The following is a 25,077-nucleotide window of genomic DNA, read 5'->3' as shown; positions in this document are numbered from 1 at the left end:
CATGTTCATTACGTGGTTAATTTTAAGGATAAGAGCATGCCAACAGCAATCGATAAAGCCCTGGATTTTATTGGTGGTATGAACACCTCGTTGTCGGTGCCAAATACTATGGATGAAAGTACCGCTAAGGGAATTTTGAAGTATTTGCATGAACTAGGCGTACCGGCGAACCCTGCCGAGGTCACGGCCCGGGGTGAAAAGGAGGGATGGGATGTCGGGTTCACGGAAAAAGTCGCCGGATGGGCGGACAAAATTGCCTCTGGTAAGCGGATCGTCATTAAAAACCCGGAATACTTCACCGTCTATATGCGCGAACAGCTGCAGGCGCTGGTGTAACCTGACCTCATTTTAAGCTGTGGCGCCCCGATGGGGCCGCATAATGCAAAAAGGGCTGACGATTTCTCGTCAGCCCTTGCTGTATCTGGTGGCCCCTGCTGGACTTGAACCAGCGACCAAGCGATTATGAGTCGCCTGCTCTAACCACTGAGCTAAGGGGCCGTGGCGAAGGATTATAAAGTAACTGTTCCCCGCAATCCAGCCTAAAACGCACGCCTGCTGTTTTTATAAACAACGCATTTTCAATCCTTTATAATGACCTTTTAGGTATTGAGCTGGGGAAAACATGATTAACGATATTTTGGCGCCGGACCTGAGGGTCGTTTTTTGCGGTATCAATCCGGGGAAGTCTTCCGCCCATACCGGTTTTCATTTTGCCCATCCGGGAAATCGCTTCTGGAAGGTGATTCACCAGGCCGGCTTTACCGACCGTCTGCTGAAGCCCGAGGAGGAACTTCAGCTGCTGGATACTCGCTGCGGGATCACCATGCTCGTCGAGCGCCCAACGGTGCAGGCCAGCGAGGTCGAGCTGCTGGAGCTCCGAGACGGTGGCCGGGAGCTGGTCAGGAAAATGGAAGAGTATCAGCCGCGTGCGCTGGCGATCCTCGGTAAACAGGCCTTTGAGAAAGCGTTTCAGGCGCGTGGCGTAAAATGGGGCAAGCAGCAGGTGACCATTGGCGCGACGGAAGTGTGGGTGCTGCCGAATCCCAGCGGCCTCAACCGGGCGACGCTGGATAAGCTGGTGGAGGCCTACCGGGAACTCGACGAGGCGCTGGCCACGCGAGGGCTATAATGAGCTGCGGACGACTAGGGGGGTTGGTCGTCGCGTAGCCGCGCTGGCTAAAGTCCGTGGCTTTAGCCAGCTTTTACATTATCGCTAACATTCCCTTTTTCTATCATTAATAATATTGAGTCAAAAGCGAAGTCGAGAAAGGATTTTCGGTCTTTCTCAAGGTGACGTAAAAAATAGGATTCTCTATGCGAGGATTTTTCCACGAGTCCGGTCAGGCAGAGCCAGAACAGCATTGTGACGTCCGCGGCGGAAGCATTCAGCCCGATCTCTTTTTTTTCGGCGGCGCCGGTGATTTGCGCGGCGATAATATGGTTTATTTGTTCACCAATCATAGAGATACTCTTCAACGCTTTATTGTTTTTAGTGATTTTTTCATAATTCGCGATTTGCCCTGTGATAGCGGGAAAATAGGCAATGCTCGTTTCGTGGAGAGCGATCAGCGCATGGCATAGCTCGCGATAAAACTCGCGGAATGAATTTTGCCGACTGGCTATTTTTATCACCTCCTGATAGAAACGCTCCATTCCCTCCAGGATAAGATGATCCAGAATGTCTTTTTTATTTTCAAAATAGGTATAAAGCGTTGTTTTGCTAAAACCCGCTTCATGGGCGATCTCATCCATGGTGGTACTTTCTATTCCGCGGTTGAGAAATAAGGTATTAGACGTGGTTAAAATAACCTTTCTATTAAAATCAGCCAATTGAATTTTACGCTTGCTATTCATTTAATTTCCCTATGATTTATCTTCCGTTTTATGCTCTCCGGGCCATCCATAAACCCATGGTACAAACGTAAAACGATGAGTCCAGTTGTTTATATGCCGATAAAGAAGTAATTAAGAATATAGCCTGAATGTATTTTTAGGGGTTTTCGAATGGGGTTTTAATATTTCTTAAATAAATATGTTTTGTTCAGACATAAAAAAAGCCAGTCATATGACTGGCTTTTTGCGGCACGCGGCGAAATTAATCGTCGAGGAAGCTACGCAGCACTTCAGAGCGGCTTGGATGGCGCAGTTTACGCAGCGCCTTCGCTTCGATCTGACGAATACGTTCGCGGGTAACGTCGAACTGTTTACCCACTTCTTCCAGCGTGTGATCGGTATTCATGTCGATACCGAAGCGCATACGCAGGACTTTCGCTTCACGGGCGGTCAGGCCAGCCAGAACGTCATGGGTGGCGGCGCGCAGGCTCTCGGTGGTGGCAGAGTCCAGCGGCAGCTCGAGGGTGTTATCCTCGATGAAATCTCCCAGATGCGAATCTTCATCGTCGCCAATTGGCGTTTCCATGGAGATCGGCTCTTTGGCGATTTTCAGCACCTTACGAATTTTATCTTCCGGCATCAGCATACGCTCGGCCAGCTCTTCCGGCGTCGGCTCGCGGCCCATCTCCTGCAGCATCTGGCGGGAAATACGGTTGAGTTTGTTGATCGTCTCAATCATATGCACCGGAATACGGATGGTGCGCGCCTGGTCTGCGATAGAACGGGTGATCGCCTGACGGATCCACCAGGTTGCGTAGGTGGAGAACTTGTAGCCGCGGCGGTATTCAAACTTATCAACCGCTTTCATCAGACCGATGTTGCCTTCCTGGATCAGGTCGAGGAACTGCAGACCGCGGTTGGTGTATTTCTTGGCGATCGAGATAACCAAACGCAGGTTCGCTTCAACCATCTCTTTCTTCGCACGGCGCGCTTTCGCTTCACCGATGGACATACGACGGTTGATATCTTTTACCTGCTCAATGGTCAGGCCGGTCTCTTGCTCAATCTGCTGCAGTTTCATCAGGCCGCGCTGAACGTCTTCTTTCACGTCAAGCAGCTTCTCTGACCACGGCTTGTTCATGGCGATGGCCGCATTGAACCAGGTTTCGCTGGTTTCGTTGCCGGTGAACAGAGTGATGAAGTTTTTCTTCGGCATTTTGCACTGTTCAACGCACAGCTTCATGATGATACGTTCTTGAGTACGAACGCGATCCATCATGACACGCATGCTGTTAACCAGATAATCGAACTGTTTTGGCACCAGACGGAACTGTTTGAACACTTCAGACAGCTTGAGGATCTCTTCCTGCGCTGCGGCGTGGCTACGACCTTTCGCTTTGATGGTGTCGCGGGTCAGTTCGTACTGCGTACGCAGCTCGGCGAATTTCTCGCGCGCCAGCTCAGGGTCGATGCTGTTGTCGTCATCGCTGCTGTCGTCGTCTTCTTCTTCATCTTCGTCTTCGTCGTCATCCATCTCTTCCTGAGAGAGTTCAGAACCGACGTGAGTGGCGGTTGGCGCCAGATCTTCTTCAGCGTTCGGGTCGACAAAGCCGGTGATCAGATCGGACAGGCGTGCTTCTTCCGCTTCAACGCGATCGTACTGCTCCAGCAGATAGGTGATCGCTTCCGGGTATTCCGCAACTGAGCACTGGACCTGGTTAATCCCGTCTTCGATGCGTTTAGCGATGTCAATTTCGCCTTCGCGCGTCAGCAGTTCGACGGTACCCATTTCACGCATGTACATGCGCACCGGGTCGGTTGTGCGTCCGATTTCAGACTCAACGCTGGAGAGAACCTGCGCGGCAGCTTCTTCCGCATCTTCGTCGGTATTGTTGTTCGTTTCAGCAAGCAAGAGATCATCGGCATCCGGCGCTTCTTCCATCACCTGAATGCCCATGTCGTTGATCATTTGGATGATGTCTTCGATCTGGTCGGAGTCGACGATATCTTCCGGCAGATGGTCATTGACCTCGGCATAGGTCAGATAGCCTTGCTCCTTACCACGTTGGACAAGAAGCTTCAGCTGTGACTGCGGGTTTTGCTCCATAAGACGGTATCCACACTTAATTCGTTTGATTGGTGTAAGCAGGCGAACTGCCAACATTTAAAGCGAGGGCGTACTTATATTATTGCCGCTGCGCCTCGAGCGGCTGTCGGGGTCTTCCCGAACGATATTCGGCACTTAAGCCGTTAAATACTTCATCCTTCAAGTTGTCTCTGCGTTAGCTACGTTCCCTCATCCTGCCCATGGGCTTATGTTGCTTTCCAGGGGGACGTTCTCTTGCTGCCTTGATACAACTTGAATGATTTAATCTTTCGTTTATTTTTTGGCCAGTTCCTGGCTGATAGTCCAGAGTTCCCGGCGTTCTTCACTGCTTAAACCGTGAGTGCGGTCGCGAGCTATCAACTCTTCTTGCCGCAGTTCCAGCAGTGAATCAAACATATGGTTGAGCGAGTCGGTGAAGGTTTTTTCAGCAATATCCTTATCTGCTATATCGTCCCACATCGACAGTTTTTCAAGGGTTGCGGCTTCATTTGTGCCGCGATATTGCTCTAAAAGCAGTCCGGTAGTCAGGCCCGGCTGTGCCAGGCAGGTGTTAACCAGTTCGCTGAACAAACCAAGTCCAGGCATTTTACGCGGGTCCAGCCCTTCGAGAGGCGGTACCAGCGGGGCCAGGTCCGGGTTTTGTACCAGTAACCCTATCAGTATACGCATGGTCGTGCGTTTTAGCTGCGGAGCGGGGCGCTGGATGCCATTTTCAGACTGTTTTGGCATTAAACGTTCAAGCTGCGCATCATCTAAAATCCCCAGCTTATTGCCTAACTCCTGGCGCAGGTAAATGCGCAGCGTTTCACCCGGCACCTGCGTTATCAGCGGCAAGGCTAACGTACTCAGCTGCGCGCGGCCGTCCGGGGTGCTCAAATCCACCTGCGGTAACAGGCTGTTGAACAAAAACGTGGAGAGCGGCTGAGCCTGCTCCATCCGCGCTTCAAATGCGTCTTTCCCCTCTTTGCGCACCAGCGTATCCGGATCTTCGCCATCCGGCAGAAACATAAAGCGTAGCTGACGCCCGTCGGTCATATACGGCAGCGCCGTTTCCAGCGCGCGCCAGGCGGCATCGCGGCCAGCCCGGTCGCCGTCGTAGCAGCAAACCACCTGATTGGTGACCCGGAACAACAGCTGAATATGGTCAGCTGTCGTCGACGTTCCTAACGACGCAACGGCATAGTTGATGCCGAATTGCGCCAGCGCCACCACGTCCATATAACCTTCGACCACCAGCAGGCGGGACGGTTCAGCATTGTCCTGCTGCGCTTCATAAAGACCGTACAACTGGCGGCCTTTATGGAAAATATCGGTCTCCGGGGAGTTCAGGTACTTCGGCAGGGCGTCACCCAGCACGCGACCACCAAAACCAATCACCCGGCCTCGCTTATCGCGGATGGGAAACATCACCCGTTCGCGGAAGCGGTCGTAACTGCGCCCCTGATCGTTCGTGACCAGCATGCCTGCATCAATCAGCGACTGGCGATTTTCTTGATTACCGCCAAAACGTTTTAAGACGTTATCCCAGCCGGGAGGGGCGTATCCAATCGCAAAACGCGTAATGATCTCACTGCTTAAGCCGCGTTTTTCCAGATACTGGCGCGCGGGGGCGGCGGCGGGTTGCATCAGAGACTGTTGATAAAACGTGTTCAGACCATCCATCAGCTGATAGAGATTTTGCCGCTGATGGCGCTCGATCTGGCTGGGTCCGCTACCTGCTTCATACGGCACGTCAAGATTATGCATGGCGGCCAGCTCTTCGACGGTTTCCACGAACTCGAGCTTGTCGTAGTTCATCAGGAAGTCGATAGCGTTGCCGTGCGCACCGCAGCCGAAGCAGTGGTAAAACTGTTTTTCACCGTTGACGGTGAAAGAGGGGGTTTTTTCGTTATGGAACGGACAGCACGCGTGATAATTCTTGCCCTGCTTTTTCAGCTTTACCCGGGCATCGATCAGATCGACGATGTCGGTGCGCGCCAGCAGGTCATTGATAAATACTCGTGGGATTCGTCCAGCCATATGCCCCGTTTTATACACTTGAGCCTTCAGCTTGCCTCTGCGTCGGCTGAGTTCGTTCACCCCTGCCACTTACTTGAGTAAGCGCCGGGACTCACTCCCTTGCTGCCTGAGAGCATCCTGAATGGTGTAGTGTATATGCTAATGCATAAACGAAAATAAGCCGCGCATTCCTTTCGGAAGCACGGCCTTACAACTACAACTCGGTCTGAATTGAGAGCCTGGCTCCCAACAGATTAGTACAGACGAGTGCGGCGTGCGTTTTCGCGAGCCAGTTTCTTCGCGTGACGTTTCACTGCAGAAGCTTTAGCGCGTTTACGTTCGGTAGTCGGTTTTTCATAGAACTCACGACGACGAACTTCCGCCAGAACACCTGCTTTTTCGCATGAACGTTTGAAGCGACGCAGCGCTACGTCGAACGGCTCGTTTTCACGTACTTTAATTACCGGCATGTAACTCTCACCTTTGATAAATTCGGTTTGCCGCTGGCATCAGCGCCAGCTTATTTCAAAATGGTGCGGAATTTTACTGCAATTGCTGCTGCTTTGTAAAGCACCGACGCGATTTTTGAAAGGGACTTTTATAAGGACAGGGAGTATACACGAAGTGAACGCCAGGGGTGAGGAAAGTTTTATACCCGTCGTCTTTCAGCCCGCAGGGGCGTTGGCTTTTGAGTTACGAGTCTCATCCATGAGACTCGCCCTTACGGGCCGTCGTTCCACGACGTTCAAATCTGTTCCTGACAGATTTGTCGCTTACCCCAGTCACGTACTTTCCGTACGCTCCGGGGGATGTGCTGCGTCGCTGCCTTCCCGCGACCTGAAATTCTTAGGGTATACATCAATCCGCATTGGTCCTACACTGCGCGGTATTGAAACGAGGTAAAACTAGCCATGCGTGTACTGGGAATTGAAACATCCTGCGATGAAACCGGCATCGCCATTTATGACGACGAAAAAGGTCTGTTAGCCAACCAGCTGTATAGTCAGGTGAAATTGCACGCTGATTACGGCGGCGTGGTGCCTGAGCTGGCCTCGCGCGACCACGTGCGTAAAACTGTCCCCCTGATTCAGGCGGCGCTCAAAGAAGCGGGGCTGACGGCAAAAGAGATTGATGCCGTTGCGTATACGGCGGGCCCGGGCCTGGTTGGCGCGCTGCTGGTCGGCGCAACGGTTGGCCGATCGCTGGCGTTCGCCTGGAACGTGCCGGCGATCCCGGTACACCATATGGAAGGGCACCTGCTGGCGCCGATGCTGGAAGATAATCCGCCGCAGTATCCTTTTGTCGCGCTGCTGGTTTCCGGCGGCCATACCCAGCTGATCAGCGTCACCGGCATTGGCCAGTATGAACTGCTAGGCGAATCGATTGACGACGCGGCGGGCGAAGCCTTCGATAAGACAGCGAAACTGCTGGGGTTAGATTATCCCGGCGGCCCGATGCTGTCGAAGATGGCCTCCCAGGGCACCGAAGGGCGCTTTGTCTTCCCGCGCCCGATGACCGACCGCCCCGGGCTGGATTTCAGCTTTTCTGGCCTCAAGACTTTTGCCGCGAACACCATCCGCAGCAACGGCGATGACGACCAGACCCGCGCCGATATTGCCCGCGCGTTTGAAGACGCGGTCGTGGATACGCTGATGATTAAGTGTCGCCGCGCGCTGGAACAAACCGGCTTTAAACGGCTGGTGATGGCGGGGGGCGTCAGCGCTAATCGTACGCTGCGCGCGAAGCTGGCGGAAATGATGCAAAAGCGCGGTGGGGAAGTCTTCTATGCCCGTCCTGAATTTTGCACCGATAACGGCGCGATGATTGCCTATGCCGGGATGGTTCGTCTGCACTCCGGGGCGAAAGCGGAGCTCGGCGTCACCGTTCGTCCGCGCTGGCCGCTGGCTGAGCTCCCGGCGGCATAACGTCTGATGTTTCACAGGCCGACGTCCTGTCGGCCTGCCTTCCTGCTTATTCCATACTCTTACATAGCGAACAAATCGCCCCCTGGTGCTTGTGCGAATGCATCACGTCAGGACGTTCGTACTCTTCCCGGCAGCTCAGGCAGCGGTAAACGGTGATCGACGCGTTACCCTGCGCATCGTAGCGCGGCTCGGCAATACCGTCATCGTGCTGTTTAATGTAATAGCGCCCGCGGGTAGCGATCCCCATGACCGGCGTCATCACGAAAGCCACCACCAGCGCAATCAGCGGCGAGAACGGTGCCAGCGTTTCGCCCAACAGGCCGAAGAAGGCGCTAATCGACAGGCCTGCCGCGAGGGCAAAAGAGACCACGCCTACCGGGTTGACGTTGTAGATCATCCCGCGGCGATACTCCGGCTGCGCCGGCGCCAGCTTCAGCACCCCTTTGTTGACGGTGATGTCGGTGGCGACCACCACTACCCAGGCGATGGCAAAGTTAGAATAGAAGCCGAGGATCCACGCCAGAGCGCTAAACATGTCGCCTTCCATCAGGGCAAGGGCAATCGTCAGGTTGACGATGACGAAAATAATCCGCCCCGGGTAGCGCTTGGTGGTGCGTGTCCAGGCGCTGGTCCACGCCAGCGAGCCGGAATAGGCGTTGGTGACGTTAATTTTAATCTGCGAGATAACCACCAGCACCACCGCGAGGGTGAGCGCCAGCCAACCGGGGACCAGGTTATCGAAAACGCTGACGAACTGTTGCACCGGTTCGGTGTTGTGCACCGCAGGGAAGCGGGTCAGCAGATAGAAGCCGAGGAAAGCGCCGATAATTTGTTTAATCGCGCCTAACACGACCCAGCCCGGACCGGCGGAGAACACCGCCAGCCACCAACTTTTGCTGTTTTCCGCGGTTTTTGGCGGCATAAAGCGCAGATAGTCGATCTGCTCGCCAATCTGCATGATCAGCGACAGGCACACCCCCGCGCCGAGCATAATGGCGGTTAAATCTACCGTTGCAGCGTTGTTTTTACCGGCGAAGTTCATAAATCCATCCACCAGATCCGGGTCTTTGGCGATAAGCCAGGCCACCGGAACCACCATCAGGACCAGCCACAGCGGCGTCGTCCAGACCTGAAGGCGAGTCAGCGCCTTCATGCCGTAGACCACCAGTGGCAATACCATCAGCGTGGCAATGAGGTAGCCCATCCACAGCGGGATCCCCAGGCCTACCAGCAGCCCCTGCGCCATGATCGAGCCTTCAAGTGCGAAGAAGATAAAGGTAAATCCGGCGAAGATAATGCTGGTGATCACCGAGCCAAAGTAGCCGAAACCGGCGCTGCGGGTGATCAGGTCAAGGTCGATGTTATAGCGCGCGGCGGTAATCGCCAGCGGGATACCGGTAAGAAAAATAACCAGCGCCGCCAGCAGGATCGCGTAAATTGCATTGGTGGTGCCCCACGCCATGCCGATGCTGGCGCCAATAGAAAAGTCAGCCAGATAGGCGATGCCGCCTAAGGCGGTCACCGCCACAACCCCCGGTCCCCAGCGGCGAAAGCTCAGCGGAGCATAGCGAAGGGTATAATCTTCCAGCGTTTCTTTGGAGCCGGAGGCACTGGTTTGCGCAGGTAAATCAGTTTTTATATCCAGTGATGACATAGTCATTCCTTAATGGTTAGGCATGACTGGAATTAGCAAACCTTATGCCACATCGCAGGGCAGGCGCTATCAGGGCTTCATGAAGGGGATGGCTAAAGAGAGGGCAGGGCGTGCACCATCCCGACACCTCTGCGCCGGGATGGTGCAGGGGTTACTTGCCGAGCATGCCTTTGTCTTCGATAAAGGCGATGATATTTTGCAGGCCGTCACCGCTTTTCAGGTTGGTGAAGCTCCACGGGCGTTCGCCGCGCATGCGCAGGGTATCGCGCTCCATCACTTCCAGAGACGCGCCCACGTACGGTGCAAGATCGGTTTTGTTGATCACCAGGAAGTCGGATTTGGTGATCCCTGGTCCGCCTTTGCGCGGGATCTTTTCCCCTTCCGCCACGTCGATCACGTAGATGGTGAGATCCGCCAGCTCCGGGCTGAAGGTGGCGCTCAGGTTATCGCCGCCGCTTTCCACAAAGATGAGATCGAGATTGCCGAATTTCTCGCTCAGCGCTTCCACCGCGGCAAGGTTCATCGACGCATCTTCCCGAATAGCGGTATGCGGGCAGCCGCCGGTTTCGACGCCGACAATTCGTTCAGGCTCCAGGGCACCGGCTTCGGTGAGAATGCGCTGATCTTCTTTGGTATAGATGTCGTTGGTGACCACCGCCAGCTGCCAGGTGTCGCGCATGGCTTTACAGAGGGCTTCCAGCAGCGCGGTTTTTCCGGAGCCGACCGGGCCGCCGACGCCGACGCGCAACGGTTGCTTAATCATGTTCATACCTTCTCCTAAGAACGGAATAATCGGGAATACTGGGTTTCGTGCCGGGCGGAAGCGATAGCCGCAAGCGGCGTCGCCGAACCGAGGGCGTCGTCCGGGGCGGCAAGGGCGCTGTCCATGTCCGCCGCGTAGCGGTCGCACAGGCGCAGAATCAACTGCTGGGCCGCCTGCTGGCCAAAGGGCACCAGCTTGACGCCCGCCATCACCGCGCTTTCAATCCAGCTGTAGCCAAGGCTCAGGGCCAGGTCAGGAATAGCGATTTGCCAGCGTACGCCGAGCCACGCCATGCCGGTTAGCTGACTTTGCTGGCACAGCTTGCGCCACTCGGGCGGGCAGTCCGGCTGCCAGTCGGCCAGCAGCCGGGTGAAGGCCGCGCCGCGGTTGCGCTCTTCATCGCGCAGCTCGCGAGTTTCCCGGCAGGCGAGAAGATACGCGGTCCAGCGCCGGGCGCAGGCCAGATCGCCCGCTTCGCAGGCCCGGTAGAGGCGGGCAAACAGCGGCAGGTCGACGGTAAAAAAGCTCTGCTCCATCTGCCGCAGCTGCCAGTGCTCAAAGGCGGCGGTATCTGCTACCCAGCCCGCTTCCACTGCCCACTCCAGCCCCTGGGACCAGCTGTAGCCGCCAACCGGGAGGCTGCTGCTGGCAAGCTGCATCAAGCGCAGACGTTTTTCCGGCGTCGGCATTTAGTGGCTGTGCTCATGATGGTGATGATGGTGATGGCCATGCGACTCGCTGGCGTAGGCACCGGCTTCCGGTTCAAACGGCAGATGCGCGAAATCCACGGCCAGACCAAACTGGCGCAGCATATCGTCCAGGACGTGATCGTGATGATAGCGCAGCTCGCCGGGCATAATTTGCAACGGTACGTGGCGATTGCCAAGGTGATAGCAGGCCTTCGCCAGCACAAAGGGGTCATCGCAACGTACGACCGAAACGGCTTCATCGGCGGCGATCACTTCAATGAACTCGCTGCCGTTTTCGTTGCTGAGAATATCGCCGCCGCGCAGCAGCAGGCCGCGCGGTAGCAGCAGGCCCGCCTGACGACCATCGTTAAGCGTGACTTTTATGCGGCTTTTTACCCGCACGTCAATCGGCAGGGTAACGCTGGCGGTGGCCTGCGCCGGTGTCTCCACCCGTTGGGTTAAATAAAGCATGTGCGCTCCTTAAAACAGGAAATAACGTTGCGCCATTGGTAGCACGTCCGCCGGTTCGCTGGTAATCAGTTCGCCGTCGATGCGCACCTCGTAGGTTTGCGAATCCACGGTAATATTGGGCAGCAGACCGTTGTGGTGCATATCGGCTTTTTGTACCGCGCGGCAGCCTTTCACCACCGCCGTCGCGCTGTGCAGGTTCAGCCGTTCAGCGATGCCGTTTTCCGCCGCCGCCTGCGACAGGAAGGTCAAACGGCAGCTGTGACGTGCGCTGCCCAGCGCGCCGAACATCGGGCGATAGTGTACCGGCTGCGGCGTTGGGATAGAGGCGTTGATGTCGCCCATCGGCGCCATGGCGATCATGCCGCCTTTAACGATCGTTGCCGGTTTCACGCCGAAGAAGGCCGGGGACCACAGCACCAGATCCGCCAGTTTACCGGCTTCAATCGAGCCGACTTCGTGGGCGATACCGTGGGTCAACGCCGGATTAATGGTGTATTTAGCGATATAGCGCTTCACGCGGAAGTTGTCGTTATCGCCGCTCTCTTCCGCCAGCGGTCCGCGTTGAACTTTCATGCGGTGCGCTACTTGCCAGGTGCGCAACACCACTTCGCCGACGCGCCCCATCGCCTGCGAATCAGACGAGGTGAGGGAGAAGGCGCCGAGGTCGTGCAGGACGTCCTCCGCGGCGATGGTTTCACGCCGAATGCGCGATTCGGCAAACGCTACGTCCTCGGCGATATCCGGGTCGAGGTGATGGCAAACCATCAGCATATCCAGATGTTCGTCAATGGTGTTGACGGTATAGGGCAGCGTCGGGTTGGTCGATGACGGCAAAATATTGGGGTGCGCGCAGGCGGTAATAATATCCGGCGCATGGCCCCCGCCCGCGCCTTCGGTATGGAAAGTATGGATAGTGCGTCCGCCGATGGCCGCCAGGGTATCCTCAACGAATCCGGACTCATTGAGGGTATCGCTGTGCAGCGCTACCTGCACGTCCATTTCGTCGGCCACGGTCAGCGCGCAGTCGATTGCCGCCGGGGTCGCGCCCCAGTCTTCATGAATTTTCAGGCCGATAACCCCGGCCGCGACCTGCTCACGCAGCGCGTCGGGATTCGAGCCGTTGCCTTTACCCAGCAGGCCAATATTGACCGGCAGGCTGTCCGCTGCCTGCAGCATCCGCGAGATGTACCACGGCCCGGGCGTGCAGGTCGTGGCGTTGGTGCCTGCCGCCGGGCCGGTCCCGCCGCCGATCATGGTGGTAACGCCGGAGACCAGCGCTTCTTCCGCCTGCTGCGGACAGATCCAGTGAATATGCGTATCGACGCCGCCGGCGGTGACGATCTTGCCTTCCGCCGCAATAATTTCCGTGGCCGCGCCGATAGGGATCGTGACGTTGGGCTGAATATCCGGGTTGCCGGCTTTGCCGATCGCGAAGATCCGTCCGTCTTTGACGCCGATATCGGCTTTGACGATCCCCCAGTAATCGACGATCAGGGCGTTGGTCAGCACCAGATCCACGCACTCGGCGGAAAGCATCTGTCCCTGTCCCATTCCGTCGCGGATCACTTTACCGCCGCCAAATTTGACCTCTTCGCCGTAGGTGGTCAAATCATCTTCGACTTCGATCCACAGCTCGGTGTCAGCCAGGCGAACTTTATCGCCGGTGGTAGGGCCGAACATGTCAGCATAGGCCTGACGTGATATTTCACTCATCATTTGCCTCCAGCGCGCCCATCACCTCACCGCGAAAACCGTACACCGCGCGGGTTCCGGCCAGCGCCACCAGCTCCACCTCGCGTTTTTGGCCCGGCTCGAAGCGTACTGCGGTGCCGGCGGCGATATTCAGGCGATAGCCGGTCGCCTGCTGGCGATCGAACTTCAGCGCCGGATTGACCTCGGCGAAGTGGTAATGCGAGCCGACCTGAATCGGTCGGTCGCCGTGATTTTCAACGATAATGCAGCAGGTGGCGCGGCCGACGTTAATCGCTATCTGGCCGGGTTTTACCTGATATTCTCCTGGGATCATCGCGCTACCTCAGATTATCGGGTTATGGACGGTAACCAGCTTCGAGCCGTCCGGGAAGGTGGCTTCGACCTGGATATCGGGGATCATTTCCGGCACGCCTTCCATGACCTGATCGCGGCTCAGGACGTGGCGCCCCTCTTCCATCAGCTCGGCGACGCTTTTGCCGTCGCGCGCACCTTCCATAATAAAGGCGCTAATCAGGGCCACGGATTCGGGATAGTTGAGCTTCAGGCCGCGGGCCAGGCGACGCTCCGCCACCAGCGCGGCGGTGAACAGCAACAGCTTGTCTTTTTCTCGGGGTGTCAGTTCCATAGCGTTCTCTTAAGTCAGCCAGATTCGGGGAAGTACCGGAGATTTGCCGGTCAGGTGCGGGCGCATAAATTGCCAGATATCGCGCATCGCCCGCTGGCAACGCAGATTATCGTCACTTAGAAAGCGTACCGTCAGCAGGCCGTCGGTGAGCGTCGCGCCGGCGTAGTTTGCCAGCGGCGTAAGTTTTTCGCGTACGCCTTCCAGCAGCGTTTCGTTCGCCGGGTAGAACAGCATCGTTCCCACCCACGGCTGCTGCGCGACGCAGGCCAGCTGTCCATCGGCCAGGCTCAGGCGCTCAATCAGCAGCGGAGAGCCGTCGACCCACACCTCCAGGCGATTGGCAAGCGCGCCGTGGCTAAAGGCTTCGCCGATGACCGGCCGGCCAAGACACAGCAGGTCCCAGGCCAGCAGCGTGCTGGAGGCGGCGAGATGAAATGCGGTATGCAACGAGGCGTTGGCGCCGGGAAAGAAGATCGCGTCCTGCGGCAGCCACTCGAGCGTCGAGTTTTCGGCCAGCGTCAGGGTTTGCTGAAGCCGCGCCTGCGCGCCGCTGCTGCGATAAAACTTGCTGGCGCCGGGCATAGTTATCAGCGTATGGCAATCGGGATCAATGGTCGCGCTAATGGTGAGCTCATCGCCGCCGACGATGCCGCCGGGCGGATGAAGCAGATAGAGATGGCAGGTCTCTTCTTCGGGGTAAAACGGGCGCTGAACGGTGAGGGGACCGACATGACGACGGGAGGCGAGCGTGGTTTTCCCGCCGAGAAATTGAAACTGGAGGTCCAGCGAGGCCTGCCAGCCTTTTTTATTCTGTGGTAACACGGTGCCGTGCAATGTCGCGCCCCTGCAAAATCAAGATAAAACAGCAGCGAAGAGTATTGATCGGGGGCTAACCATCCCGGTCATATGAAAAGCTTATGCCCGTCATACTTCGGGCCATGGCCGCGTTGGCAACGGGCTACTCGGCCCATCCATGGGCCTCGCCCTGCCGGGCCGTCGCAAGCGACGTTCAAATCTGCTCCCGGCAGATTTGTCGCTCGCCCGAATCACTGACTGGAGTAAGTTCATCGGTACTCACTCACTTGCCGCCTTGCCGCGAGTTGTGGCGAAGCAAAGGCTATTTCTGCTCCGGCGCTTTTTTCTTCTTTTTGAAACGAGACCAGATGCGGGTTTCCTGACGACGCCACAAACGCTGAATGTTGTCATGATGGCGCAGCAGAATCAGGCAAGACAGCATCGAAACGGGGAAAGTGTACTGCGGTTTGAACCACCAGACATAGAACGGCGCAATCAGCGCGCTCACGATAGCTCCCAGCGAGGAGTAGCCGCTAAGTAGAATCGTCAGCAGCCAGGTTCCGGCCATCACGCCGGTAAGATCCCAGCCGATAGGAGCAATGGCGCCGAAGGCGGTCGCCACGCCTTTGCCGCCGCGAAAGTTAAAAAATACCGGCCAGATATGGCCCACGCAGGCGGCGATCGCCACCAGGCCGAGCCAGAAAGGCGTCAGGCCTAACGCCCACGCGCCCCAGACCGGCAGCATGCCTTTCAGTACGTCAAAAATAAGCACCGCTACGGCTGCGCCTTTGCCACCAATTCGCAGGACGTTTGTCGCCCCTGGATTGCCGGAGCCGCTGTCGCGGGGGTCGGGAAGGCCAGCGAGGCGGCAAACGAGAATGGCGCTGGAGATTGAGCCGCAGAGGTAGGCGAGGATAACCAGTCCAGGCGCGATTGCACTCATCAGCTGTTCCATTTAGAAAGAGTTGGTTTATCCCCAGCGCCGTCGGCGCGCTGGCCCGCCCGGACGCATCGCAATGCCATGCGCCTGGAGCCTTGCCGCGTCGCGGTCTTACTGCAACGCAAATTATTTAGGGGATGTCTTTGCATCTGTGGATAATACGCATAATTGGCCAGAAGTGGTATCCGGTTTAGTCAAAAAGCAGGCGGGTCGTGATGGATATTGTATTTATAGAGCAACTTTCGGTAATCACCACGATTGGTGTTTACGACTGGGAACAAACCATCGAACAGAAGCTGGTGTTCGATATCGAAATGGCGTGGGATAACCGTAAAGCGGCGGCCAGTGATGATGTCAACGATTGCCTCAGCTATGCTGATATCAGTGAGCTGGTGATCAACCACGTTGAGGGAGCGCGCTTTGCGCTGGTGGAGCGCGTGGCGGAAGAGATAGCCGACCTGCTGCTGGAAAAGTTTCAATCACCATGGGTACGTATTAAAGTCAGCAAGCCCGGCGCGGTAGCGCGAGCGGCCAACGTTGGCGTCATTATTGAACGTGGCCTTAATCTGAAACAAAACTTTTCAGGTCATACTCGTTAAACAAAATGTGTTTATACCGGTCATAGAATCCGACCATCAGGCTATGCTATTTGCCGTTTTGTTCCAGAACAGCGCTCGAAATCCTTGCGTACAACCTGTACGCTCATTTTTCTGCGCGCTGTCTGCGGCCAAATAAGCACGCCTGATAGCTCGGTTCTTCGTTCCTGGTTTTTTTCATTTTACTTTTTAAAGGGTTTAATTGGATGAGCGATATACACTCGCTGCTGATAGCGGCAATATTGGGTGTGGTTGAGGGTTTGACAGAATTTTTACCTGTCTCCAGTACTGGTCATATGATTATTGTCGGTCATCTGCTGGGTTTTGAAGGCGATACCGCAAATACTTTTGAAGTAGTGATTCAGCTTGGCTCCATTCTGGCCGTTGTGGTGATGTTCTGGCGCCGTCTGTTTGGCTTAATCGGCATTCATTTTGGCAAAAAGCCTGAACATGAAGGCCAGGGCAGCGGTCGCCTGTCGCTTATCCATATTCTTTTGGGGATGATCCCGGCGGTGGTGCTGGGGCTGATTTTCCACGATACCATCAAGTCGCTGTTTAACCCGATTAACGTGATGTATGCGCTGATTGTGGGCGGCGTGCTGCTGATCGCGGCGGAAGTGCTGAAGCCAAAACAGCCGCGCGCGGTGGGCATTGATGATATGACCTATCGTCAGGCGTTCGTCATCGGCTGCTTCCAGTGTCTGGCGCTATGGCCGGGCTTCTCGCGTTCCGGAGCGACGATTTCCGGCGGGATGCTGATGGGCGTAAGCCGCTATGCAGCCTCTGAGTTCTCGTTCCTGCTGGCGGTGCCGATGATGATGGGGGCAACCGTACTGGATATGTACAAGAGCATCGGGTTCCTGAACGCCAGCGATATTCCGATGTTTGCCGTCGGTTTTGTCACGGCGTTTATCGTTGCGCTGATTGCGATTAAAACCTTCCTGCAGCTGATTAAACGTATTTCGTTTATCCCGTTCGCCATCTACCGCTTTATTGTCGCGGCAGCGGTCTACGTGGTCTTCTTCTAAGCGCCCGCCCTCAGTCCCGCGGCTGAGGGCAACGCTTTTCTTTCCAGCGGGCGACGGCCTGAATTCGCCGACGCGTCAGCTCTTCACGAATCTCAACGCCCTGAAAACCTTCGGCAACCACCTCTTTTGTTGAGACCGACCGGGCAACATCCCATGCTTCCAGCAGCAGGCGTCCCTGCGGATAATCGCAGGCTTCAAAGCCGGTGCGCCCGCGCACGTCGGCCTCGCTGGTTAACGCGATTTGTCTGACACGATGCGGCTTGCGCCAGGCGTCAATATTATCGAACAGCTTGACCAGCGTCTTCGGCTGTAGGATAGGCAGCGTATGAATCAGATCGTGAAATTCGGCGACCAGCTTCGCCAGGTCGCGAATGTCGTTTGGTACTCGCAGGCGGGTGCAGAGCTGCTCGACCAGCTTAACCCCCGCCGGGCCGTGACCATGATGGCGCGGCCAGAGCGCTTTCGGCGTCAGCCCTTTCCCCAGGTCGTGGCATAGGGTGGCAAAACGGACATCTACTTCGGGCGAGAGCATCGCCGCCATGGTGACGGTCATCAGCGTGTGCAGGCCAGTGTCGATTTCCGGGTGCCATTTAGCCGGGGCCGGTACGCCATAAAGCGCGTCGACTTCCGGGAACAGTACCTTGAGCGCGCGGCAGTCGCGTAATGTCTGGAAGAAGACCTGCGGATTGTGGGTGGAAAGGGCGCTTTCCGTCTCTTTCCACACCCGCTCAGGCGTGAGGTGCGCCAGCTCGCCGGCATCAGCCATGGCGCGCATCAGCGCCATGGTTTCATCGGCGATGCGGAACCCCAGATGCGCGTAGCGGGCGGCAAAACGCGCCACGCGCAGGACGCGTAGCGGATCCTCGCTAAAGGCGGGCGAGACGTGGCGCAACAGGCGCTGGCGTAAGTCAGCCTGGCCGCCGTAGGGATCGATAACCTGGCCGTCGGCGTCCTGGGCCAGCGCATTGATCGTCAGATCGCGGCGCAACAGGTCTTGTTCAAGGGTAACGTCGGCTGCGGCATAGCAGGTAAAGCCGGTGTAACCAGAACCTGACTTGCGCTCGGTACGCGCCAGGGCATACTCTTCGCGGCTTTGCGGATGAAGGAACACGGGAAAATCACGGCCTACCTGCTGGTAGCCCGCGTCGAGAAGTTGCTGAGGCGTGGCGCCAACTACGACCCAATCTTTGTCTTTAACCGGTAGCCTTAATAACGCATCTCGTACTGCACCACCGACCAGATAAACCTTCACGCCTTACTCTCCCGTCTTCATTTTCTTACGATGATACGTAAGTCTGGCAGAGAAGACGAATTAGTTCATCCAACGGTCTTTGCGTTTGCGGCTCGGTACCAGGTGCGGCAACACCAGTCCGAGGATCAGGCCGACGCCCAGCACGCCGCCGCCGTACATAAACCACTGCATGATAATGGTGCGCTGTTTGTCATCAAGCTGTAGATTCGCGGCGTTTACCTTTTTCTGCGCGACAACCAGCTCATTTTTCAGCTTTTGGTTCTCTTCTTTCAGGCCGTTAATCACGGCGTCGCTACCGGCGACTTTCTTCTGCATGTCCGCCGTGCGCTGGTTCCAGGTGGTGTCGATGTTGTTGAGTTTGTCGGTCAGGGTTTTGACCTGGTTTTCCAGATCCGGCACGCGGGTGCGCAGGCTGGGCTCGTTGCTCAGCTCTTTCAGGGGGATCCAGGCTGTACGGCCGCTGCCGTCGCGTACCTGAGCATAGTTAGTGCTGTCGTTGGTTTGCAGCACCGCGACTTCTTCCCCGGCGTTGATGGTGCCCACGAGACGATAGTTATCGCCTGGACCGCTGCGCACCCAGGTATTCAGTTCATCTGAAACGTAACGTTTTTCTTCCGCGTGAACCGCCGTGGCGGCGCTCAGCGCCAGCAAAGTCAATGTAATAAGGCGTAATTTAGGCATCAGGTCATCGTTTGGTCATAAAAAGTTGAACGATAGTAGTGGCATCGCCGAAGCGACGCAAAGTTTTCCGCCACAATCGGAATCATCCAGGAGGTGGCCCGGCAAAATGCGCATTGCATGGCGATTCGCCGCAAAATACTATTTACTGACAAGAAATATCGTTGTTAGTTCGCCGCAATTTCCCGGCACAGCATATAAGCGGAAGAATTCAGTCATGGCTCAAGAAATCGAATTAAAGTTTATCGTCGCTCAGGATGGCGTTGACGCGCTGCGTCAGCACCTCAGTACGCTGGAGGCAAAGCATACGCCCGCGGGTCAATTGCTGAATATTTACTATGAAACGGCGGATAACTGGCTGCGCCGCCACGACATGGGGCTACGCATTCGCGGTGACCAGGGGCGCTATGAAATGACGCTGAAAATCGCCGGGCGCGTTGTCGGCGGCCTGCATCAGCGTCCGGAATACAACATTCCGCTGGACACGCCGGAGCTGGCGCTGGAGAAACTGCCGGCTGAGGTCTGGCCGCAGGGGGAACTGCCGGCGGAGCTCGCACAGAACGTACAGCCGCTTTTCAACACCGATTTTGCGCGTGAAAGATGGGTGGTCAAGGAAGGCGACAGCGAAATTGAAATCGCGCTCGACCGCGGCGAAGTGACAGCCGGCGAGCATCAGGAACCGATTTGTGAACTGGAGCTGGAACTGCTGTCCGGTAAAACGCAGGACATTCTGACCCTTGCCCGTCGCCTGCTGGATACCGGCGTACTGCGCCAGGGTAGCCTGAGCAAGGCGGCGCGCGGTTATCATCTGGCGCAGGGTAATGAAGAACGTCCGCTGACCGCGTTAACGATCCTTCGCGTCGCGCCGAAGGCCAGCGTCGAACAGGCGCTGGAAGCGGCGCTGGAAAGCGCGCTCGCGCACTGGCTGTATCATGATGAACTCCTCAATCGCGGCAATGCGAAAGCGAAAGCGGAGATTTTGCACGCTATTGGCCGCGTGCGGCACGCGCTGGTGCTATTTGGCGGTATTGTCCCGCGCAAGGCCACCACGCTGCTGCGTGAGCGTCTGAATGAAGCCGAAACGGCGCTGGCCGAGGCCGAAACGGCCCAGGCGGCGCTTTTCAGCGTGGCGACCGTCAGAGCCAAGCTGACGCTCACCGATCTGCTAGTAAACCGCGGCTGGCGTCCTTTCCTGAACGCTGCCGGGGAGCAGAAAATTGCCGGATCGTTTAAACGCTTCGCTGATATTCAGCTCTCCAGAGCTGCGGCGGAGCTGAAAAACACCTTTCGCCAGCCGTCCGCTGACGGTTATGTCGATCAGCTTCCGCGCCTGACCCGCGAAATTGACACCGTTCAGCTGTTATCCGGAGCCTATCTCGACGTCGCCGGGCCGTGGCTGGAAAACTGGCAAGAGACCCGCCGGGCGATTGCGCATAACGACAGTAGCGTTATCGAATATTTTCGTCGCCAGGCGCTGGCAGCGGAGCCGTTCTGGCTGCATAGTGGAAAACGATAATTTCAGGCCAGGGAGCCCCTAAGATGCCGCTTTCTTCGCAGTTACAGCAGCACTGGCAGACGGTTGTAGACCGACTGCCAGCGGATTTTCCCGTATCGACGTTGAGCGAACGGGCGCAATCGGTTATGGCCTTCAGCGATTTTGTCGAGCAGAGTCTGATCGCGCAGCCGCAGTGGCTGGCGGAACTTGAAAGTTCGCCTCCCAAGGCGCTGGAGTGGCACCACTACGCCGAGTGGCTGCAGGTTCGCCTGGCCGAGGTCAATGATGAGGCCGCGCTGATGCGCGAGCTGCGCCAGTTTCGCCGCTGGATTATGGTGCGCATCGCCTGGGCCCAGGCGCTATCACTGGTCAGCGAAGAGAGCAGTTTGCAGCAGCTAAGCGCGCTGGCGGAGACCTTAATCGTCGCCGCGCGCGACTGGCTTTACGCCGCCTGCTGTCGCGAATGGGGGACGCCGTGTAATGCTGAAGGTTCAGCGCAGCCCCTGCTGATCCTCGGCATGGGCAAGCTCGGCGGCGGCGAGCTGAACTTCTCCTCCGACATCGATCTGATTTTCGCCTGGCCGGAGCACGGCTCCACCCGCGGCGGCCGTCGTGAGCTGGATAACGCGCAGTTTTTTACCCGTCTCGGACAGCGCCTGATTAAGGTGCTGGATCAGCCCACCCAGGATGGCTTTGTCTACCGCGTGGATATGCGATTGCGCCCGTTTGGCGACAGCGGCCCACTGGTGCTGAGCTTTGCCGCGCTGGAAGATTATTACCAGGAGCAGGGGCGCGACTGGGAGCGCTACGCGATGGTAAAAGCGCGAATCATGGGCGATAACGATGGCGTTTACGCCAGCGAGCTGCGCGCCATGCTGCGGCCGTTTGTCTTCCGCCGCTATATTGATTTCAGCGTGATTCAGTCACTGCGCAACATGAAGGGAATGATCGCCCGTGAAGTGCGCCGCCGGGGTCTGAAGGATAATATCAAGCTTGGCGCGGGCGGTATCCGCGAAGTGGAGTTTATCGTCCAGGTCTTTCAACTGATTCGCGGCGGTCGCGAGCCGATGCTGCAACAGCGGGCCCTGCTGCCGACGCTGGCCGCTATCGAAGAGCTGCACCTGCTGCCGGAAGGCGATGCGCGGAGCCTGCGCGAAGCCTATCTGTTTTTGCGACGCCTGGAAAACCTGCTGCAAAGCATCAACGACGAGCAGACGCAAACCCTGCCCCAGGATGAACTTAATCGCGCCCGGCTGGCCTGGGGGATGGGGGCTGCCGACTGGGATACGCTCAGCGTGCGGCTGGCGGAGCAGATGGCCAACGTGCGGCGCGTGTTTAATGAATTGATCGGCGACGATGAAACCCAGTCGCCGGATGAACAGCTTGAAGAGTACTGGCGCGAACTGTGGCAGGACGCGCTGCAGGAGGATGATACCAGCCCGGCGCTGGCGCATCTTGCCGACAGCGATCGCCGCAGCGTGCTGGCGCTGATCGCCGATTTTCGTAAAGAGCTGGACCGGCGCACGATTGGTCCGCGCGGCCGCCAGGTGCTCGACCAGCTCATGCCGCACCTGCTCAGCGAAATTTGTTCGCGCGCCGATGCCCCGGTGCCGTTGGCGCGCATTACGCCGCTGCTCACCGGGATTGTCACCCGCACAACCTATCTGGAACTACTGAGCGAATTCCCCGGCGCGTTAAAGCACCTGATTAGCCTGTGCGCGGCGTCGCCGATGGTCGCCAGCCAGCTGGCTCGCCATCCGCTGCTGCTGGACGAGCTACTGGACCCGAATACGCTTTATCAACCGACGGCCACCGATGCCTATCGCGACGAGCTTCGGCAGTATCTGCTGCGCGTACCGGAAGAGGATGAAGAGCAGCAGCTGGAGGCGCTGCGCCAGTTTAAGCAGGCGCAGCTGCTGCATATCGCTGCGGCCGATATCGCCGGAACCCTGCCGGTGATGAAAGTGAGCGATCACTTGACCTGGCTGGCGGAGGCGATGATTGACGCGGTGGTTCAGCAAGCCTGGCTGCAGATGGTGGCCCGCTATGGGCAGCCGACGCACCTGCACGATCGCCAGGGGCGCGGTTTTGCGGTGATCGGCTACGGTAAACTCGGAGGCTGGGAGCTGGGCTACAGTTCCGATCTCGACCTGGTGTTCCTCCACGATTGTCCGATGGAGGTGATGACCGACGGCGAGCGCGAAATCGACGGTCGTCAGTTTTATCTGCGCCTGGCCCAGCGCATCATGCATCTTTTCAGCACTCGCACTTCGTCGGGCATTTTGTACGAAGTGGACGCTCGCTTACGTCCTTCTGGCGCGGCGGGCATGCTGGTGACTACCGCCGATTCCTTTGCCGATTATCAGCAAAACGAGGCATGGACCTGGGAGCACCAGGCGCTGGTTCGCGCCCGCGTAGTGTACGGCGATCCTGAGCTACAGACGCGCTTTGACGCCATTCGTCGGGATATTCTCACCGCTCCGCGAGAAGGCGAAAAACTGCAAACAGAAGTGCGGGAAATGCGTGAAAAAATGCGCGCTCATCTGGGGAATAAGCATCACGATCGCTTTGATATTAAAGCCGATGCCGGGGGAATCACCGATATTGAATTTATTACCCAGTATCTGGTCCTACGCTATGCCAGTGATAAACCGAAGCTCACGCGCTGGTCCGATAACGTCCGTATTCTGGAACTGCTGGCGCAGAATGACATTATGGACGAGGCAGAGGCGAGGGCGTTAACTCACGCTTACACCACGCTGCGCGATGCGCTACATCACCTGGCGCTGCAGGAGCAGCCGGGGAACGTGGCGCCAGAGGCGTTTAGCCAGGAGCGCGAACAGGTCAGCGCCAGCTGGCAGAAGTGGTTGATGGCTTAACTAAAAAAACGGGTGTGCTATTATCGCGCGCAAAGTTTGCGTCTCGCAGGAGAGAGGAATGAAAGTAACGCTGCCAGAGTTTGAACGTGCAGGAGTGTTGGTGGTTGGCGATGTGATGCTGGACCGCTACTGGTATGGTCCCACCAGCCGCATTTCGCCGGAAGCGCCGGTGCCGGTGGTGAAGGTGGAAAATATCGAAGAACGTCCTGGCGGCGCGGCAAACGTGGCGATGAACATTGCGTCCCTCGGCGCGACCTCTCGCCTCGTTGGCCTGACCGGGATTGACGATGCCGCCCGCGCGTTGAGTAAGGCGCTGGCCGACGTTAACGTGAAGTGCGATTTTGTTTCTGTCCCGACGCACCCGACGATTACCAAACTGCGCGTACTGTCGCGTAACCAGCAGCTGATTCGTCTTGATTTTGAAGAGGGTTTCTCCGGCGTCGACCCGCAGCCGATGCACGAGCGGATTCAGCAGGCGCTGGGTTCCATTGGCGCGCTGGTGCTGTCTGATTACGCCAAAGGCGCGCTGACCAGCGTTCAGACCATGATTAAGCTGGCTCGCGACGCGGGTGTCCCGGTGCTCATTGATCCGAAAGGCACTGATTTTGAACGCTATCGCGGCGCCACCCTGCTGACGCCTAACCTCTCAGAGTTTGAGGCGGTAGCGGGTAAATGTAAGGATGAAGAAGAGATCGTTGAACGCGGGATGAAAATCATCGCCGATTTTGACCTCTCCGCGCTGCTGGTGACCCGTTCCGAGCAAGGGATGACGCTACTGCAGCCTGGGCGGCCGCCGCTGCATATGCCTACTCAGGCGCAGGAAGTTTATGATGTTACCGGCGCGGGCGACACGGTCATCGGCGTGCTGGCGGCAACGCTGGCTTCCGGCAACACGCTGGAAGAGGCCTGCTATTTTGCCAACGCGGCGGCGGGCGTCGTGGTGGGTAAACTTGGTACCTCAACCGTTTCACCTATCGAACTGGAGAACGCGGTACGCGGGCGCTCAGAGACCGGTTTTGGCGTGATGGGCGAAGAAGAGCTGAAGCTGGCGGTCGCCGCGGCGCGCAAGCGTGGCGAGAAAGTGGTGATGACCAACGGCGTGTTCGACATTTTACACGCGGGCCACGTTTCCTACCTGGCGAACGCTCGCAAGCTGGGCGATCGGCTGATTGTGGCGGTGAACAGCGACGCATCAACGAAGCGTCTGAAAGGCGAGTCTCGTCCGGTCAATCCGCTGGATCAGCGAATGATCGTGCTGGGCGCGCTGGAAGCCGTCGACTGGGTGGTCTCTTTTGAAGAGGACACTCCGCAGCGGCTGATTGCAGGCATTCTGCCGGATCTGCTGGTGAAAGGCGGCGACTATAAGCCGGAACAGATTGCCGGTAGTGAAGAGGTGTGGGCAAACGGCGGCGAGGTGCTGGTGCTCAACTTCGAAGACGGTTGCTCGACGACCAATATCATTAAGAAGATCCAGAAAGATAACAAACAGTAATGTGTTCTCTCCGCACAGTAGCGGCGGTATATCCGGGATTATCGCGCTAACCGAGGCGTAACCGGCGATAACGCTGCAACACAGAACAAAAGAGGCCCGCGATCGCCTAATTGCGGGCCTCTTTATATTTAATGACGGCATAAA

Annotated in this window: 23 protein-coding genes, 1 tRNA gene and 1 pseudogene; 9 read left to right on the top strand and 16 right to left on the bottom strand. The window is 57.2% G+C overall.

Going from position 1 to position 25,077, the window contains the following annotated elements:
* Positions 1-12: 12 nt before the first annotated feature.
* On the top strand, positions 13-336 hold the full coding sequence (locus KCG39_RS14970; protein ID WP_071988240.1) for a DUF1889 family protein: 324 nt from the start codon (positions 13-15) through the stop codon (positions 334-336).
* A gap of 86 nt (positions 337-422) precedes the next feature.
* On the opposite strand, the gene KCG39_RS14965 is transcribed toward KCG39_RS14970, so the two are convergent.
* Positions 423-498 (bottom strand) — tRNA-Ile (locus tag KCG39_RS14965).
* A gap of 124 nt (positions 499-622) precedes the next feature.
* Here KCG39_RS14965 and mug point away from each other — a divergent pair.
* Positions 623-1,129, top strand: coding sequence for a G/U mismatch-specific DNA glycosylase (gene mug, locus KCG39_RS14960; RefSeq protein ID WP_004125394.1), 507 nt, complete (start codon positions 623-625; stop codon positions 1,127-1,129).
* 62 nt (positions 1,130-1,191) lie between these two features.
* On the opposite strand, the gene KCG39_RS14955 is transcribed toward mug, so the two are convergent.
* From KCG39_RS14955 to rpsU, 4 genes are all read right to left on the bottom strand, one after another.
* Positions 1,192-1,854 carry a TetR/AcrR family transcriptional regulator gene (locus KCG39_RS14955; RefSeq protein WP_004125385.1) on the bottom strand — a complete coding sequence of 221 codons (663 nt, stop codon included), beginning with the start codon at positions 1,852-1,854 and terminating at the stop codon, positions 1,192-1,194.
* Between the two features lie 241 nt (positions 1,855-2,095).
* Positions 2,096-3,940: an RNA polymerase sigma factor RpoD gene (gene rpoD, locus KCG39_RS14950; RefSeq protein WP_004125383.1), complete on the bottom strand. Its 1,845-nt coding sequence runs from the start codon at positions 3,938-3,940 to the stop codon at positions 2,096-2,098.
* A 273-nt stretch (positions 3,941-4,213) separates the two neighbouring features.
* On the bottom strand, positions 4,214-5,959 hold the full coding sequence (gene dnaG, locus KCG39_RS14945; RefSeq protein ID WP_032742204.1) for a DNA primase: 1,746 nt from the start codon (positions 5,957-5,959) through the stop codon (positions 4,214-4,216).
* A gap of 233 nt (positions 5,960-6,192) precedes the next feature.
* Complete coding sequence (rpsU, locus tag KCG39_RS14940) at positions 6,193-6,408, bottom strand: 30S ribosomal protein S21 (RefSeq protein WP_001144069.1); 216 nt, start codon at positions 6,406-6,408, stop codon at positions 6,193-6,195.
* Between the two features lie 441 nt (positions 6,409-6,849).
* Here rpsU and tsaD point away from each other — a divergent pair, with 441 nt between their 5' ends.
* Positions 6,850-7,863, top strand: a complete 1,014-nt coding sequence (gene tsaD / locus KCG39_RS14935) for a tRNA (adenosine(37)-N6)-threonylcarbamoyltransferase complex transferase subunit TsaD (protein ID WP_004125376.1) — start codon at positions 6,850-6,852, stop codon at positions 7,861-7,863.
* A 46-nt stretch (positions 7,864-7,909) separates the two neighbouring features.
* On the opposite strand, the gene KCG39_RS14930 is transcribed toward tsaD, so the two are convergent.
* The 8 genes from KCG39_RS14930 to KCG39_RS14895 form a co-directional block, all read right to left on the bottom strand.
* Entirely contained in the window at positions 7,910-9,517 is a 1,608-nt protein-coding gene (locus tag KCG39_RS14930) for a purine-cytosine permease family protein (protein ID WP_049114285.1), read from the bottom strand.
* A gap of 151 nt (positions 9,518-9,668) precedes the next feature.
* Positions 9,669-10,286: an urease accessory protein UreG gene (gene ureG / locus KCG39_RS14925; RefSeq protein ID WP_004105899.1), complete on the bottom strand. Its 618-nt coding sequence runs from the start codon at positions 10,284-10,286 to the stop codon at positions 9,669-9,671.
* 8 nt (positions 10,287-10,294) lie between these two features.
* Positions 10,295-10,969 (bottom strand): urease accessory protein UreF, encoded by a 675-nt coding sequence (locus KCG39_RS14920; RefSeq protein WP_004125365.1) that lies wholly within the window; start codon positions 10,967-10,969, stop codon positions 10,295-10,297.
* The gene (gene ureE, locus KCG39_RS14915) at positions 10,970-11,440 is read right to left on the bottom strand and encodes an urease accessory protein UreE (protein ID WP_004125362.1); all 471 of its coding nucleotides are present in this window, start codon (positions 11,438-11,440) and stop codon (positions 10,970-10,972) included.
* 9 nt (positions 11,441-11,449) lie between these two features.
* The gene (gene ureC / locus KCG39_RS14910) at positions 11,450-13,153 is read right to left on the bottom strand and encodes an urease subunit alpha (protein WP_004125360.1); all 1,704 of its coding nucleotides are present in this window, start codon (positions 13,151-13,153) and stop codon (positions 11,450-11,452) included.
* Complete coding sequence (locus tag KCG39_RS14905; RefSeq protein WP_049112561.1) at positions 13,146-13,466, bottom strand: urease subunit beta; 321 nt, start codon at positions 13,464-13,466, stop codon at positions 13,146-13,148. Before KCG39_RS14905 ends, ureC begins: the two co-directional genes overlap by 8 nt.
* Before the next feature lie 9 nt (positions 13,467-13,475).
* Positions 13,476-13,778: an urease subunit gamma gene (locus KCG39_RS14900; protein WP_004125356.1), complete on the bottom strand. Its 303-nt coding sequence runs from the start codon at positions 13,776-13,778 to the stop codon at positions 13,476-13,478.
* Between the two features lie 9 nt (positions 13,779-13,787).
* Positions 13,788-14,612 carry an urease accessory protein UreD gene (locus KCG39_RS14895; protein WP_004125353.1) on the bottom strand — a complete coding sequence of 275 codons (825 nt, stop codon included), beginning with the start codon at positions 14,610-14,612 and terminating at the stop codon, positions 13,788-13,790.
* On the opposite strand from KCG39_RS14895, the pseudogene KCG39_RS27785 reads away from it, so the two are divergent.
* Positions 14,602-14,685, top strand: a pseudogene (locus KCG39_RS27785) (short-chain dehydrogenase); the annotation flags it as partial. The gene KCG39_RS14895 and the pseudogene KCG39_RS27785 sit on opposite strands and share 11 nt — an antisense overlap.
* 210 nt (positions 14,686-14,895) lie before the next feature.
* On the opposite strand, the gene plsY reads toward KCG39_RS27785, so the two are convergent.
* The gene (plsY, locus tag KCG39_RS14890) at positions 14,896-15,516 is read right to left on the bottom strand and encodes a glycerol-3-phosphate 1-O-acyltransferase PlsY (RefSeq protein ID WP_004125351.1); all 621 of its coding nucleotides are present in this window, start codon (positions 15,514-15,516) and stop codon (positions 14,896-14,898) included.
* 212 nt (positions 15,517-15,728) lie between these two features.
* On the opposite strand from plsY, the gene folB reads away from it, so the two are divergent.
* Complete coding sequence (folB, locus tag KCG39_RS14885) at positions 15,729-16,112, top strand: bifunctional dihydroneopterin aldolase/7,8-dihydroneopterin epimerase (protein ID WP_004125349.1); 384 nt, start codon at positions 15,729-15,731, stop codon at positions 16,110-16,112.
* 203 nt (positions 16,113-16,315) lie between these two features.
* A complete protein-coding gene (gene bacA / locus KCG39_RS14880; RefSeq protein ID WP_004125333.1) occupies positions 16,316-17,137 on the top strand; it encodes an undecaprenyl-diphosphate phosphatase in 822 nt (273 codons plus the stop codon).
* Positions 17,138-17,147: 10 nt separating this feature from the next.
* Here the strand turns inward: bacA and KCG39_RS14875 are convergent, their stop codons facing one another.
* Both KCG39_RS14875 and KCG39_RS14870 read right to left on the bottom strand, forming a co-directional pair.
* The gene (locus tag KCG39_RS14875; protein ID WP_142468393.1) at positions 17,148-18,389 is read right to left on the bottom strand and encodes a multifunctional CCA addition/repair protein; all 1,242 of its coding nucleotides are present in this window, start codon (positions 18,387-18,389) and stop codon (positions 17,148-17,150) included.
* Between the two features lie 60 nt (positions 18,390-18,449).
* Complete coding sequence (locus KCG39_RS14870) at positions 18,450-19,070, bottom strand: TIGR04211 family SH3 domain-containing protein (protein WP_004125329.1); 621 nt, start codon at positions 19,068-19,070, stop codon at positions 18,450-18,452.
* Positions 19,071-19,284: 214 nt separating this feature from the next.
* Between KCG39_RS14870 and KCG39_RS14865 the strand changes: the two genes are divergently transcribed.
* The 3 genes from KCG39_RS14865 to hldE are packed head-to-tail and all read left to right on the top strand — an operon-like array spanning position 19,285 to position 24,933.
* A complete protein-coding gene (locus KCG39_RS14865; protein ID WP_049112692.1) occupies positions 19,285-20,583 on the top strand; it encodes a CYTH domain-containing protein in 1,299 nt (432 codons plus the stop codon).
* 23 nt (positions 20,584-20,606) lie between these two features.
* On the top strand, positions 20,607-23,441 hold the full coding sequence (gene glnE / locus KCG39_RS14860) for a bifunctional [glutamate--ammonia ligase]-adenylyl-L-tyrosine phosphorylase/[glutamate--ammonia-ligase] adenylyltransferase (protein ID WP_142446945.1): 2,835 nt from the start codon (positions 20,607-20,609) through the stop codon (positions 23,439-23,441).
* Positions 23,442-23,499: 58 nt separating this feature from the next.
* A complete protein-coding gene (hldE, locus tag KCG39_RS14855; protein WP_004125323.1) occupies positions 23,500-24,933 on the top strand; it encodes a bifunctional D-glycero-beta-D-manno-heptose-7-phosphate kinase/D-glycero-beta-D-manno-heptose 1-phosphate adenylyltransferase HldE in 1,434 nt (477 codons plus the stop codon).
* Positions 24,934-25,077: the final 144 nt, after the last annotated feature.

Source organism: Klebsiella pasteurii (assembly GCF_018139045.1).
Classification (GTDB): Bacteria; Pseudomonadota; Gammaproteobacteria; order Enterobacterales; family Enterobacteriaceae; genus Klebsiella; species Klebsiella grimontii.
This window is presented reverse-complemented; position numbering and strand designations above follow the sequence as displayed.